Origin of the sequence: Paenibacillus sp. FSL E2-0151, assembly GCF_037993015.1 — a bacterium.
In the GTDB taxonomy this organism is placed as follows: Bacteria; Bacillota; Bacilli; order Paenibacillales; family Paenibacillaceae; genus Paenibacillus; species Paenibacillus amylolyticus.
In genome coordinates this window covers 6,724,763-6,737,049 of the sequence record NZ_CP150308.1, presented here as the reverse complement: position 1 = coordinate 6,737,049, position 12,287 = coordinate 6,724,763, and the positions used below count along the sequence as shown (strand labels likewise).

At 48.5% G+C, this 12,287-nt stretch carries 11 protein-coding genes; 10 read left to right on the top strand and 1 reads right to left on the bottom strand.

Translation table 11 applies throughout. The annotated features are described in order from the left end of the window. Window positions 1-62 precede the first annotated feature (62 nt). The 9 genes from MHI55_RS29835 to MHI55_RS29795 all read left to right on the top strand — a co-directional run bounded on the left by MHI55_RS29835 (window position 63) and on the right by MHI55_RS29795 (window position 9,493). Complete coding sequence (locus MHI55_RS29835; protein ID WP_339190684.1) at window positions 63-707, top strand: SDR family oxidoreductase; 645 nt, start codon at window positions 63-65, stop codon at window positions 705-707. 55 nt (window positions 708-762) lie between these two features. Next, window positions 763-1,518, top strand: coding sequence for a response regulator transcription factor (locus MHI55_RS29830; protein WP_339190689.1), 756 nt, complete (start codon window positions 763-765; stop codon window positions 1,516-1,518). Further along, window positions 1,515-2,891 (top strand): ATP-binding protein, encoded by a 1,377-nt coding sequence (locus tag MHI55_RS29825; protein ID WP_339190692.1) that lies wholly within the window; start codon window positions 1,515-1,517, stop codon window positions 2,889-2,891. Before MHI55_RS29830 ends, MHI55_RS29825 begins: the two co-directional genes overlap by 4 nt. Before the next feature lie 373 nt (window positions 2,892-3,264). After that, complete coding sequence (locus MHI55_RS29820) at window positions 3,265-4,065, top strand: PepSY domain-containing protein (RefSeq protein WP_339190694.1); 801 nt, start codon at window positions 3,265-3,267, stop codon at window positions 4,063-4,065. A 271-nt stretch (window positions 4,066-4,336) separates the two neighbouring features. Beyond that, window positions 4,337-4,933 carry a PepSY domain-containing protein gene (locus MHI55_RS29815; protein WP_339190695.1) on the top strand — a complete coding sequence of 199 codons (597 nt, stop codon included), beginning with the start codon at window positions 4,337-4,339 and terminating at the stop codon, window positions 4,931-4,933. Window positions 4,934-5,071: 138 nt separating this feature from the next. Next, the gene (locus MHI55_RS29810) at window positions 5,072-5,251 is read left to right on the top strand and encodes a hypothetical protein (RefSeq protein ID WP_143781152.1); all 180 of its coding nucleotides are present in this window, start codon (window positions 5,072-5,074) and stop codon (window positions 5,249-5,251) included. A gap of 44 nt (window positions 5,252-5,295) precedes the next feature. Further along, window positions 5,296-6,804 carry an RICIN domain-containing protein gene (locus MHI55_RS29805; RefSeq protein ID WP_340387989.1) on the top strand — a complete coding sequence of 503 codons (1,509 nt, stop codon included), beginning with the start codon at window positions 5,296-5,298 and terminating at the stop codon, window positions 6,802-6,804. 234 nt (window positions 6,805-7,038) lie between these two features. Beyond that, window positions 7,039-7,824, top strand: a complete 786-nt coding sequence (locus MHI55_RS29800) for an ABC transporter ATP-binding protein (RefSeq protein ID WP_036606587.1) — start codon at window positions 7,039-7,041, stop codon at window positions 7,822-7,824. A 1-nt stretch (window position 7,825) separates the two neighbouring features. Next, window positions 7,826-9,493 (top strand): hypothetical protein, encoded by a 1,668-nt coding sequence (locus MHI55_RS29795; RefSeq protein WP_339190700.1) that lies wholly within the window; start codon window positions 7,826-7,828, stop codon window positions 9,491-9,493. Window positions 9,494-10,182: 689 nt separating this feature from the next. Here MHI55_RS29795 and MHI55_RS29790 read toward each other — a convergent pair. Beyond that, window positions 10,183-11,397, bottom strand: a complete 1,215-nt coding sequence (locus tag MHI55_RS29790; RefSeq protein ID WP_340387987.1) for a Glu/Leu/Phe/Val dehydrogenase dimerization domain-containing protein — start codon at window positions 11,395-11,397, stop codon at window positions 10,183-10,185. Between the two features lie 346 nt (window positions 11,398-11,743). Between MHI55_RS29790 and MHI55_RS29785 the strand changes: the two genes are divergently transcribed. Beyond that, complete coding sequence (locus MHI55_RS29785) at window positions 11,744-12,259, top strand: DUF2179 domain-containing protein (RefSeq protein WP_101313505.1); 516 nt, start codon at window positions 11,744-11,746, stop codon at window positions 12,257-12,259. Window positions 12,260-12,287 lie beyond the last annotated feature (28 nt).

Genomic DNA, 12,287 nt, shown 5'->3' with positions numbered 1-12,287 from the left:
AAAGAACGGGGAGCAACAACAAGCCATTCAAGCCATCCGTTCAACTGAGAGGAGAATGACGTATGAACGTTTTAGTTATAGGAGCAAATGGACAAATCGGTAAGTTTGTGGTGGAGCAGCTGGCACAGGAAGGCAAACATAAAGTAACGGCTATGATCCGCAAACCGGAGCAGGCGGATGCACTGAAGGAACTCGGTGCCGAAGTGGTAATTGGTGACCTGGAGGGTAGTGTAGAGGATTTGGCTGAGGCAATGAAGGATCATAATGCCATTGTGTTTACGGCAGGTTCTGGCGGATCTACCGGTCAGGACAAAACACTGCTTATTGATCTCGACGGTGCGGTGAAAACGATGGAAGCCGCAGAGCAGCAAGGAATCTCCAGATATATTCTGGTCAGTGCGTATGGCGCAGATCAACGGGAGAAATGGTCAGAGTCCATTAAGCCTTATTACGTGGCGAAACATTATGCGGATCGTGTGTTGTTTGCAAGTGATCTCAATTACACGATTATACGTCCAGGTGGTCTGAAGAATGAACCAGGCACAGGTAAGATCGCAGTTGGAACCGATCTGGAGCCAGGAAGCATCCCACGTGAAGATGTAGCCCGCGTAATCGTGGCTTCTTTGCAGGAAGAGAAGACGTACCGGATGGCCTTTGATCTGATTGCCGGGGAGCATCCGGTTGAAGATGCCTTGGGCAAATTGTAGATGTTATTGTAAGATAACGGGAGAATGAAATGATGGGGATGAGGGGGAGCGCTGCATGAACGAAGCCGTGCTGGTCATAGAGGATGAGCCCAAAATAGCACGTCTGCTGGAACTGGAACTACAGTATGAGGGATATCAGGTGGGCAAGGCTGGTAGTGGAACAGAAGGACTGGAGAAGTATGCTGAAGGACAGTGGGATCTGATTCTGCTGGATGTGATGTTGCCTGGTCTGAGTGGAATTGAAGTGTTGCGGCGAGTTCGGGCCAAAGATGCTACGGTCCCGATCATTATGCTCACTGCCAAAGATTCTGTAGAAGACAAAGTATCCGGCCTGGATCTTGGAGCCAATGACTACATCACCAAACCGTTCCAGATTGAAGAGCTACTTGCGAGAGTTCGGGCTGCATTGCGGCTTAGTGCAGTGGCGTCTGTTGTTTCTTCCGCCTCTTCGTCTACATCTGCTGATACGGGGAATGACTCTTATGGGCATCAGGCTGAAGTTGAGGCGGGCTGGTTGACGGCTGCCGGGTTGAAACTAAATGAAGGAACGCGAGAGGTATCCCGAGATGGTGTGGCCATTGAGCTTACTCCACGTGAGTTCGACCTGCTCGTGTACCTGCTTCAGAATCAACGTCAGGTGCTCAGTCGTGACCAGATTGTGCAGGCCGTGTGGGGATACGATTATTATGGAGATACCAATGTGGTGGATGTGTACATCCGTTATGTGCGCAAAAAGGTGGATAACGGATTCACACCGCCCTTAATACATACCGTACGGGGCGTAGGATACGTCCTGAAGGAACAGTTATGAGCCTGCGCAGTAAAATCTACGGATATTCGTCTGTATTATTTGCTGTGCTGTTAATCGCGGTGAACCTGTCGGTCTACATCGTGTTTGAACGGATGTCGATTGATAATGAGGTTAATCGGGTGGAAGCGGAAGCGGAGTCTATTGTCAAAGGAGTGCGTCAGTCTGCCGGCTCCATTCCGCCGGATGATTTGTTGCGGGCCTACGCGCCTGTGAACGGCATGCTTCGGATCGTTAATGAAGACGGCACCAGTTCCCCAGTGACAACAACAGCAGCTTCCGAGCAGCTGAGCAAGCTGCCTTATAAGTACGAAAGTGAGAAGAAATCGGAGTATACCCAAGTTGAACAGATTGGTTATGTGTGGGTATCAGTCCCGGTCATCTGGCCTGATGGCGAGGTGGTGAATGTACAGGTCACCGAGAGCATTGCAGAGACGGAGAATCGTCTGTCTGTACTGCGGACTGTGCTTGTGGCGGTCACGATTATTGCTCTCATTCCAGCCATTATCTCCAGCCGGATTCTGGCGAACCGGATGACCAGACCGATTCAGCAGATGACACGCACGATGACTGACATCCAGTCCAGCGGACAATTCAAGCGTCTTCCACTGGAGGAAGGATCGAAGGATGAACTGAAAACGATGGGACAGACGTTCAACCGGATGATGGATCTGCTCGAATCCAACTTTGAGCGACAGGAGCGATTTGTATCCGATGCATCTCATGAGCTCAAAACACCGCTGACTATTATTGAGAGTTATGCCAGTCTGCTACAGCGGCGAGGAAAAGAGCGGCCCGAGGTATTTGAAGAAGCGGTAGAAGCGATTCTGTCCGAATCGGTTCGCATGCGAGAGATGACCGAGCAACTGTTACTGCTTGCGAAGCAGCCAGAGCAGTGGAATGTACAGTTGGAGCGTGTGGATATCACGAGACTGGCTACAGACTCCACACGTGCGTTTCGCGAAGCCTATCACCGTGAAGTCCGGTGTGAAGATCCAGGTCCAATCTGGGCGATCAGCGATGAGAGTAAGCTGAAGCAACTGTTGTTTATTTTGCTGGATAATGCCCGGAAGTATAGTGAGGATGCAATTGAAGTCAGGCTAGAAGCCAAGGGGCAAGAGTGCCGTATTCGAATCGTGGATACCGGGATTGGTATGCGGGAGGACGAGCTGGAGAAGGTATTTGACCGATTCTACCGGGTTGATCCGGCCAGAACACGCAGCTTAGGTGCAAGTGGTTCAGGTCTGGGATTGTCACTTGCCAAAGAGCTTGCAGGAGCAGTTGGAGCACGGATTGAACTGACCAGCACCGAGGGTGAAGGCACCGAGGCTTCGATTATTTTGCCTTTATCGGTTCAGAACGGGCCGCTCTCATGAAATTCTCATTCTTCTCTTATATACTAAATAAACTGAACTAAAGATTGTTCACACTGACACTACGATGACAGAACAACCTTCCAATCGCTGTTATCCCCAGATTTTTTTGATTCCCTTTTCTCAAGGGGAAAATCCGGGGATAGCGTATGCTTTCGATGCAGCTTTCTTTCAGAAAGCTTTCAGGCGAAGTGTATGCTTTCGAAGTAGCTTTCTTGCAGAAAGCTTGTAGCTTCGCTTTTTCAGGTTTTTCTGTCCTCTCCGTTACTGTGTAAAAGATTAGTTCATTTTATGTAGTAGCATTGGAAACTAAACTCAGACCGAATATATAACAGATGAACTCGGGCTATTGGGAGAGTTATAAGGGGGAAACGTGATGACAGAGCATGAGCAGCGACCACCGGAGATGAAACGGCATGAACAAGGGAACAGTGGATGGGCGAAATCGCGAAGGTCACTCTGGTGGGGTACAGGGCTTCTCGTTGTGCTGATTGTGGCAGTTGTGGTGTGGTGGAAGCCTTGGCAATCGACGGGTGCGGTACTTACGGCAGATGCGGCAGCACAATCGGTGCTTGATCAATATCCAGGAGAGATTGTAAATTCGACGTTGAAGGACGGGACGTATATCATGCAGCTCCGTTCGGAGACCGGCCTATATGATGTGCAAGTGGATGCCGTTACAGCTGCTGTGAATTCCATTAAACGGCTGGAGTCGAACCCGCAAGCGGAAGAGAAGACGTTATGGAGCCGCGAGCAGATCAAGACGGCGTTGTTAAAACAACAAACAGATAACCAATTGGTCTCGCTTGAACTTGTGGAGCAGCAAGGCAGTCCGGTATACACCGCGGTAGTGAAGGCAAAGGATAACAGTCGTGAAGAACTCACAATTGATCCATACACGGGAGAGACGATAGCTTCCAAAACAATAGCAGCCCCGACAACTGAACCAACCAAGGATGATCCCAAACCTCAGTTTCTGAGCGAGAAACAAGCCAAACAGAAGGCACTTGCGGAGGTTCCGGGGGAAGTGGACGACATCGAACTGCGTGGAACCAACAGCGGGAATCCATATTATCTGGTTGAAATTGATTTGGAGGATGGCCGGGAGGCTATTGTGCAAGTGAATGCCATCTCAGGAGCAATTCGTTCGGTGACTTGGGATGAGGACGATGATTAACATTTGTACAGGAATCCATTGAATATAGAGTTACACCTTGTTGGATAGATGATTCCTAATTTAGGGGTCATCTTTTTCATTTCTTTTAGATTACATACATAATGAACACTCATTAAATGAGCATTCTCTTCATTTTCTCATCAAATTCTAATCTAACTCTCGCTGATCTCTCATTCCTGCAGGTTATTCTATAAATGTAGACGAGAACGAAACAACAACAACGAGGAGATGAATGATGATGATGAACAAACATAAACTTTGGATTGGTAGCTTGTCAGCAGCAGTATTACTTGGTGGATCGGCCGTAGCGGCTAGCGGGAATGTGAACGGACAATCGGTGCAAACTACACCAACGTCAACAACACAATCTGCAACACAGAATCAGAACAGCACAGGTAAAATGCTGAATGCATCCCAAGCGAAAGCGTTGGCGTTAAAAGCAGCCGATGGTAAAGTGGATGACGTGGATCTGGAGCGTAGAAACGGCCAAACGTTCTATGAAGTTGAGATCGACAGAAAAGGAACCAATGATGTTGTCGTTCGTCTGGATGCTTATACAGGCAAAATCCTTGCGGTCGTGAATGATGAAGACTACGATGATGACGACGATTATAAAGGTACTGTAACAGGCAACACATCTAATAACTCTACTTCCAAGCAGGTCAAATTGACGGCATCCCAGGCTTCAAACATTGCGTTGAAACAAGTTACGGGTGGTAAAGTAACCAAAGTCGAGCTGGATCATGATGATGGTCGCTATGTGTATGAGATCGAACTGAGAACTGCTCAAGGTGAAGCAGATTTAGATATCGATGCCAACACAGGTAAAGTGTTATCGTTTGACCAGGATTTTGACGACCAAGATTAAGCAATAAGGGTGAGTATACGCCGATAAAACATCATATAAAAACCTGCCTATGAACAGCCGCACACAGCTAGAGATCGTTACATCATGGAGGGGCAGGGCAGGTATAGCAGAGGACGCTTCGGGGGAAGCGTCTTTTTGTTGTTGATTGAGAGAGCGGAGTATAAAATTGTACATCTTCCGCCGGATTGTTCACTATTCGAGCAGGAACGTGGCGGATACAATCGGAATCAGGGAGGTGAACGCCCAGCCAGTATTGCCAGGAATTCTAATGCTGAAATGCATCATCGATCGGAGGCAGATGAGACATATCGATTTTAATTTTATGTAAGCGCTTCATAAAAAACATGGAGGTGCATTACGATATGGCTATGAACGATGGATGGTTGAAAAAGAATACACATTCACGTCGCTTTACCCGTCGCTTGAGTTATCTGCTTGCTTTGGTTTTGGCTCTGCAATCCATAGGTATGCTGCTCGCACCCGGACCGGATGCTTCAGCTGCTCCACTCAGTGTAACGAACGGGATACAGTTCAAGGATACCAATGGCAATGTCGTTCATGCTCATGGGGGCGGGATGATCAAGGCAAATGGGTATTATTACTGGTTTGGGGAGAATCGTAATACGAATGGAACGTTCAAGGCAGTGTCCGTGTATCGTTCATCGGATCTGAAGAACTGGGAGTATCGTAATGATGTGCTGACCAGCAGCTCGGCAGCCGAGCTAAATATCTCTAACATTGAACGCCCAAAGGTCATCTACAACAGTGCTACCGGCAAATATGTGCTGTGGATGCACAAGGAGAATGGTCTGGATTATGGCGAGGCCCGAGTGGCCGTAGCTACTTCGAATACGGTTGATGGCAACTACACGTATGTGGGCAGTTATCGTCCACTTGGGTATGATTCCAGAGACATGACGGTATACAACGATAACGGAACCGCTTATCTGATCTCTGCGACCCGAGTGAATGCTGATCTGAATATATATAAGCTGACCCCGGATTTCCTGGGTGTGGAATCCTTAGTCACAACGCTGTGGCCCGGACAATATCGTGAAGCACCTGCCCTATTCAAAAAAGACGGCGTCTACTTCCTGATCACCTCGGGTGCGACCGGCTGGAATCCAAATCAGGCCAAATATGCGACAGCCTCCAGCATTACAGGCACATGGAGTGGTCTTAGCAATTTTGGAGACAGCACAACGTATGGTTCCCAATCCACCTATGTCGTTCCTGTAGAAGGTTCACAGACCACATCTTATCTTTACATGGGTGATCGCTGGGCTGGAGCGTGGAGCGGACCGGTGCAGGATTCCAAGTATGTCTGGCTGCCACTTTCATTCCCGAGTGCAACCAGTCTGGCGATGAACTGGGCCAGCAGTATTACGATAGATACAGCAACAGGGACCGTGACCGGAGTGAGTACACCGGATGTCTGGGACCCGAATGCTTCATATCAGCTGATTAGCCGTAAAAGCAATAAATTACTGAATGTCATTGGGGGTTCTTCCGCCAACGGTGCGGATCTGGAGCAGCGAGCAGATGGGGGGATGACAAGTCAACAGTGGCAGATTACCGATGCGGGTGGCGGTTATGTCAAAATCATCAACCGTTCCAGTGGCAAGCTAATTGGTGTGGAGAATGGTGCCACGACGGATGGGGCTGTCATTGAACAGTGGAATGATGGTGGCTGGGCCAGCCAGCAATGGCAGCTCGTCCATGTAGGTGGTGGTTATTATAAACTGAAGAACCGCAGTACAGGCAAAGTATTGGATATCTCCAGTCAATCCCTGGCAGATGGGGCTGCGGCCATCCAGTGGACGGATAATGGCGGCACGAATCAGCATTTTCAGATTGTTAAGGTGCAGTAAGACTTTTTAGATATTAGAAAATAAGATTCAACATAAAGTGGAAGCCCTTGTCTCTTACCATAAGGTGGGATAGGGGCTTTGTGATGTATTCACGCATGTTACGTGATGCTTTTACTCGAAGGGGATATCCAGCTGATGGCTGATATCGTGACCTATTTCCGATCATTACCATCCCAATCTGTGGTAAACTAGTAGAATTGTAGAAAAAGGTAGAGACAGGAGCTGGATAACGAAGTGAGTGAACAACAAGTGCTATCCATTGAAAGCTTGCGTATGAGATACAACGGACGTTATGTGCTGAACGGCATCGATCTGGAAGTAAATCGCGGTGAGATGATTGGATATATTGGTCCAAACGGGGCTGGAAAAAGTACGACGGTTAAGATTTTACTCGGGCTGGTTGAAGGATATGTAGGCACGGTGCGAATCTTTGGTAAAGATATTGCGGATGGAGATGTAGAGTATAAACGCAGAATCGGCTATGTTCCGGAGGTGGCGGAATTGTACGAACAATTAACGCCTGCGGAGTATCTGACTTTTACGGGAGAGTTATACGGTATGTCCTATGAGGATGCGGATTACAAAGCCAAGCTATTGATGGATTGTTTTGGAATGGAAAAATCATATCATTCCCGCATTGCCTCTTTTTCCAAAGGTATGCGTCAGAAAGTGCTGTTGATCTCTGCGCTGCTGCATGACCCGGATCTGTTGTTCCTGGATGAACCACTCAGCGGATTGGATGCCAATAGTGTGATGGTGGTCAAAGAGATTTTGTCACAATTGTCAGCCAAAGGCACAACGATCTTCTATTCGTCACACATCATGGATGTGGTGGAGAAGATCAGCAGTCGAATTGTACTAATTGCTGAAGGGCGCGTAGTGGCAGACGGTACATTCAAGCAGCTCCAACAGCAATCCATGGAAGGCACGCTGGAGGAAGTATTCAATCAACTAACGGGCTTCAATGAGCACAAAGCCATTGCTGAGCGATTTGTATCGATTGTGCAGGAGGTGTACTGATATGGAGGAATCCTCCGACTTCCGCACACTCAAGATTCTGGATCGCTTTCGGCCAATCATCGCCAGAACAGGGGCTGATTATGATGTGCTACGTCTGATCTTGCGAGTGAAGTTCCAGATGGATCAACGCAGAGTACCTACTATTTTATCCAACAATTCAGGAAAAAAGGAGCGCAAGGAAGGTAATCAGTTTCTTCGATCCCTGTGGTTATATGGATTAATGGGACTGATGATGGTTCCCTTCATCGTCTGGGATACGGGGCATTTCATGCTTCAGATGGGCCTTGTGTTTGGCATCTTAATGTTTATGATCATGACGTCTATGATCTCAGATTTTTCCTCCGTGCTACTGGACATTCGGGATCGTAATATCATTATGACTAAGCCCGTTAATGGGCGAACGGTGGGTATGGCCCGAGCCATCCATGCGGGCGTATACCTGCTATTGCTGACAGGTTCATTAACCGGTATACCGCTAATTGCCGCGTTGGTGACCCATGGGATCGGATTCTTTCTGATTTTCCTTGTAGAACTGATTCTGATCAATATGCTGATTCTGGTGACAACGTCTCTGATCTATCTGTTCATGATGAAGTTTCTGGATGGTGAGAAGCTGAAGGATATGATCAATATGGTACAGATTCTGCTTTCCGTGGGGATTGCGATCGGTTATCAGCTGGTCATCCGTTCGTTCAGTATTATTGATTTTGGTATGGTATTTACCCCGGCTTGGTGGCAGTTGCTGTTACCTCCGTTATGGTATGCGGCTGCATATGAATGGTTATTTGCAGGGGGCGGGAATGTGTGGATCTATACGTTCACAGCACTGGCAGTCTTGGTTCCTGTGGTGAGCATGATCGTATATGTGAAGCTTATGCCTTCCTTTGAATTGTATTTGGAAAAAATGGCACATTCGGGTCAGTCCTCCGGACGCAGACGTGGAAGATGGGATCGGTTGATCTCCAAGGTGGTCAGTCGTTCGAGAGAAGAGCAGGCTTGCTTCCGTCTGTCAGCCAGCATGATGCGTAATGAACGGGAATTCAAGCTGAAGGTGTATCCATCGCTTGGTTTATCATTTGTTTTACCTTATGTATTTTGGTTTACTGAATTGCAATCTTCTAGTTGGGCGGAGTTTAGACAAAGTTCGTTTGTATACACCTTTTACATCGTGCTGATGCTGGTTGTAACGGTTGTAGTCATGCTGAAATTTTCAGGACAATATAAGGCATTCTGGACTTTTCGCGCTGCACCGATGGCGAATGATAGCGCGTTATATAAAGGAGCCCTAAAGGCATTCTTATGCAACATGTTCCTGCCTATATTTCTGGCAAATGCCATTTTGTTTACCTGGACATTTGGGTCACGGATACTGCCGGATATTGCAATTATTATGCTGACAGCTACGGCGCTTGTGCCACTGGCAGGCAAATTGTTGTTGCGTAAGCCACCGTTCTCCCAATCCTTCAGTATGGCGCAGCAAAGTGATGGTTGGTATGTATTCGCCGCCCTCCCTGTGCTTGCTATGTTATGGGGAGTCCATGTCTTTTTCCGATCAGTGTCAGGGGGCGTATGGATCTATGGTGCGCTACTGATCGTAGCGAATGTGTTGCTGTGGACGCTGCTGTTTCGAGAGAAGAAGACAGCGAAGAAGAGGTCGGTTGCAGTTTGAGAAGTTGCAGCAGAACTGAAGAATAAAAGAGTAAAAGAAGGAAAGAAAAGAGGGTGGATTACGTTGAGAGGGACGGTTTACAAGAAAACTTAATGTAATCCGTACAGAGAGCGATTGGAAAAAAATGAGCCAAAGAATCAAAGAATCAAGAGCAAGAGCAAAAGCGATAAGGGATTAGAAAGTAGAAGGACGAAGTGATAAGAGCCTAGAAGAGTTAAGAGTGCTAAGAAGAACTAAGAAGAACTAAGAAGAGCTAAAAAGAGCTAACCGGGACACTTACGTCTAGGTTAGCTCTTTTTGATAGGTGATACTACCCCATAGAACCTTCGCCCGCAACGCTAACGAACCTGAGACAACCTATTCAGGGTGAAAATCTGAAATATAAATTCTAACGAACCTCAGGAACGCTATCCTTTGGAAAAGTAGCTATTTAGCTTGAAAAAGAATCAATCTAGGCGAAATAGTGCGTCTGAGATTCGTTAGATAGTAGGTTCGCGCTAAAAGGGGCAAATAGGGTGTAACAGATTCGTTAGAATGGAGTAAAGCAGTGGAGGCTCTCTTTCAGTACGTCGAAATGTCGAAATCCAGTGAAGCTATAATGAGTTCCAGATATGCTATAGCTTTGAACATTAGAGTGACGAAGAATGTGTGTGCGGTGTGAATATACATAGGTAGCAGGGTTGGATGCCCTATTTCTTATGGCCTGAGCGGAGGATGGATTCCGCCAGCCGATCGGCTGCATCGGCTGTGGAGATCGCAGATTGCGTAGTCTCTGCGTATACCTTACTCAGCGTGCCTGCAATCCCCGCCACTTTTTGGCGGATCAGGTCAGGCCCGGCGCCTTCCAGCTCGTAGGCGGTGGAGATGATTCCGCCTGCGTTGAGCACATAATCAGGCGCGTACAGGATGCCGCGCGCCTGCATGCGGCCTGCAACCAGCTGTCGTTCACTCAGTTGGTTGTTGGCCGCCCCGGCAACGATGGAGCAGCGCAGCTCCTCCACCGTTGCCGGGGTCAGTACGCCCCCTAGGGCACAGGGGGCGAAGACCTTGCAGTCAGCGGCGTGAATATGGGCCGGATCGGCCGAGATGGCGCCGCTGAACTGCACAAGGGCACGTTGTACACGCTCCGGTACAACGTCTGCCACAATGAGCCGTGCCCCGGCTGCATGCAGGTAACGGCACAGGGCATACCCGACCTTGCCCAGTCCCTGGACGGCAACGGGAATGCCCTGCAAAGATGCAATGCCTTGCTGGCGCAGCGAGGTCACAATGCCGATGTGTACGCCGTAGGCGGTCATCTCGGCAGTGAAGTCATCCTGCGCCCCAAGCGAACCCGTGGTGTCCGTCACATGTGCGGTCTCCAGTCGGATCTGGTCCATGTCTGTCGCCGTGGTACCCAGATCAAGACCAGTCACGTATCGCCCGTTCAGCCGCTCCAGACAACGACCCAGTGCACGAAAGCGCTGCGCCCGCCTGGATACGTCCGTATCCAGGCTCTTATCTATACGATCAGCAACCTGATCGGCGGCGACTTCTCGTTCCGTGGCAGCGCTCTTTTGCTGCTCTACCCCTAGATCTCCAGCGACTTGCTCACCACTAACAGACCCGCAACCATCCACATCCGGTTTTGCACTCTTCGCAAAGGGTGAATCCCATATGACCACTTTCCCGCCACCATACGGCAGTCCAGAGATTGCATTTTTGTACGTCATGCCTTTGGCAAGCTTCACAGCATCCCGAACAGCTTCTTCCTCGGACGCGTACGTCCAGTAGCGGCATCCGCCGAGCGCAGGTCCAAGGACCGTGTTATGAATGGCAATGACCGCCCTCAATCCACTATCTGCATCATGGCAAAAAATGAGTTCCTCCATGCCTTCCCGCTCCATCTCCTGCCATAGCTGCATGACGGTACCCCCTTTTTTTTTTGACCCATCCATCCTGGTTCTGACCTGATATCCTGTGCCAGCGTGCTTGGCTTTATGATGATACAGCATATTCAAAGACCCCCGTTTTCGACCCTGGGACCTCCGCCGGGTTGATAATCGGTACAAACGGTTCTATAATTGCAGTTCCGGCATGCCAGAGAGCAGAAAATGCCTACGGATTTACATTCAACCGTTTAGAATGAGGGCATAACGTCCAATGATGGAGATAGAGCGAACATACAGGAAGCATAGATGAAACGAAATCGTCGAGGATATGCAGCAAAGGGCCAATTTCGTTGTGAAGGCCAGGAAAGAGGGATTGTGATTGTTTAAAATATTGGTATTTATCTTTTTGATCCAGATTGTATATGTATCGGCTTATACACTCCGGATGATTCTGACACTCAAAGGACAGAAATATATCGCCGCACTGATCAGCATGGGTGAGATTGTGATCTATGTGCTCGGTCTGAATCTGGTGTTAAACTATCTGAAACAACCGGAGGCCCTGATTGTATATGCGGTAGGTTACGGATTGGGTGTGCTGCTCGGAGCGTGGATTGAAGAAAAGATTGCGCTCGGTTATATCACCGTTAAAGTAATCTGTAATCAGCTGGATGGAAGCGTCGCGAATGCCCTGCGAGATAAAGGATATGGCGTTACTGCATGGGTGGGCAGTGGACGTGATGGAGATCGGCTTGTGATGGAGATTCTGGCAAAACGTAAAAACCAGAAATTGCTCTACCAGACGATTCTCGATCTGGACCCCAAAGCATTTGTTATTACCGTGGAGCCCAAACAGTTCCATGGCGGCTTCTGGACACGTTCCATCAAAAAGTAAAATCGAGCAGGTCTGCGGCAGATGCAGT

What these genes read in the sequence shown, in the direction of transcription:
- MHI55_RS29820 (WP_339190694.1), top strand. Translation starts at nt 3,265, where the DNA reads ATGACAGAGCATGAGCAGCGACCACCGGAGATGAAACGGCATGAACAA.
- MHI55_RS29830 (WP_339190689.1), top strand. Translation starts at nt 763, where the DNA reads ATGAACGAAGCCGTGCTGGTCATAGAGGATGAGCCCAAAATAGCACGT.
- MHI55_RS29795 (WP_339190700.1), top strand. Translation starts at nt 7,826, where the DNA reads ATGGAGGAATCCTCCGACTTCCGCACACTCAAGATTCTGGATCGCTTT.
- MHI55_RS29805 (WP_340387989.1), top strand. Translation starts at nt 5,296, where the DNA reads ATGGCTATGAACGATGGATGGTTGAAAAAGAATACACATTCACGTCGC.
- MHI55_RS29835 (WP_339190684.1), top strand. Translation starts at nt 63, where the DNA reads ATGAACGTTTTAGTTATAGGAGCAAATGGACAAATCGGTAAGTTTGTG.
- MHI55_RS29825 (WP_339190692.1), top strand. Translation starts at nt 1,515, where the DNA reads ATGAGCCTGCGCAGTAAAATCTACGGATATTCGTCTGTATTATTTGCT.
- MHI55_RS29790 (WP_340387987.1), bottom strand. Translation starts at nt 11,397, where the DNA reads ATGCAGCTATGGCAGGAGATGGAGCGGGAAGGCATGGAGGAACTCATT.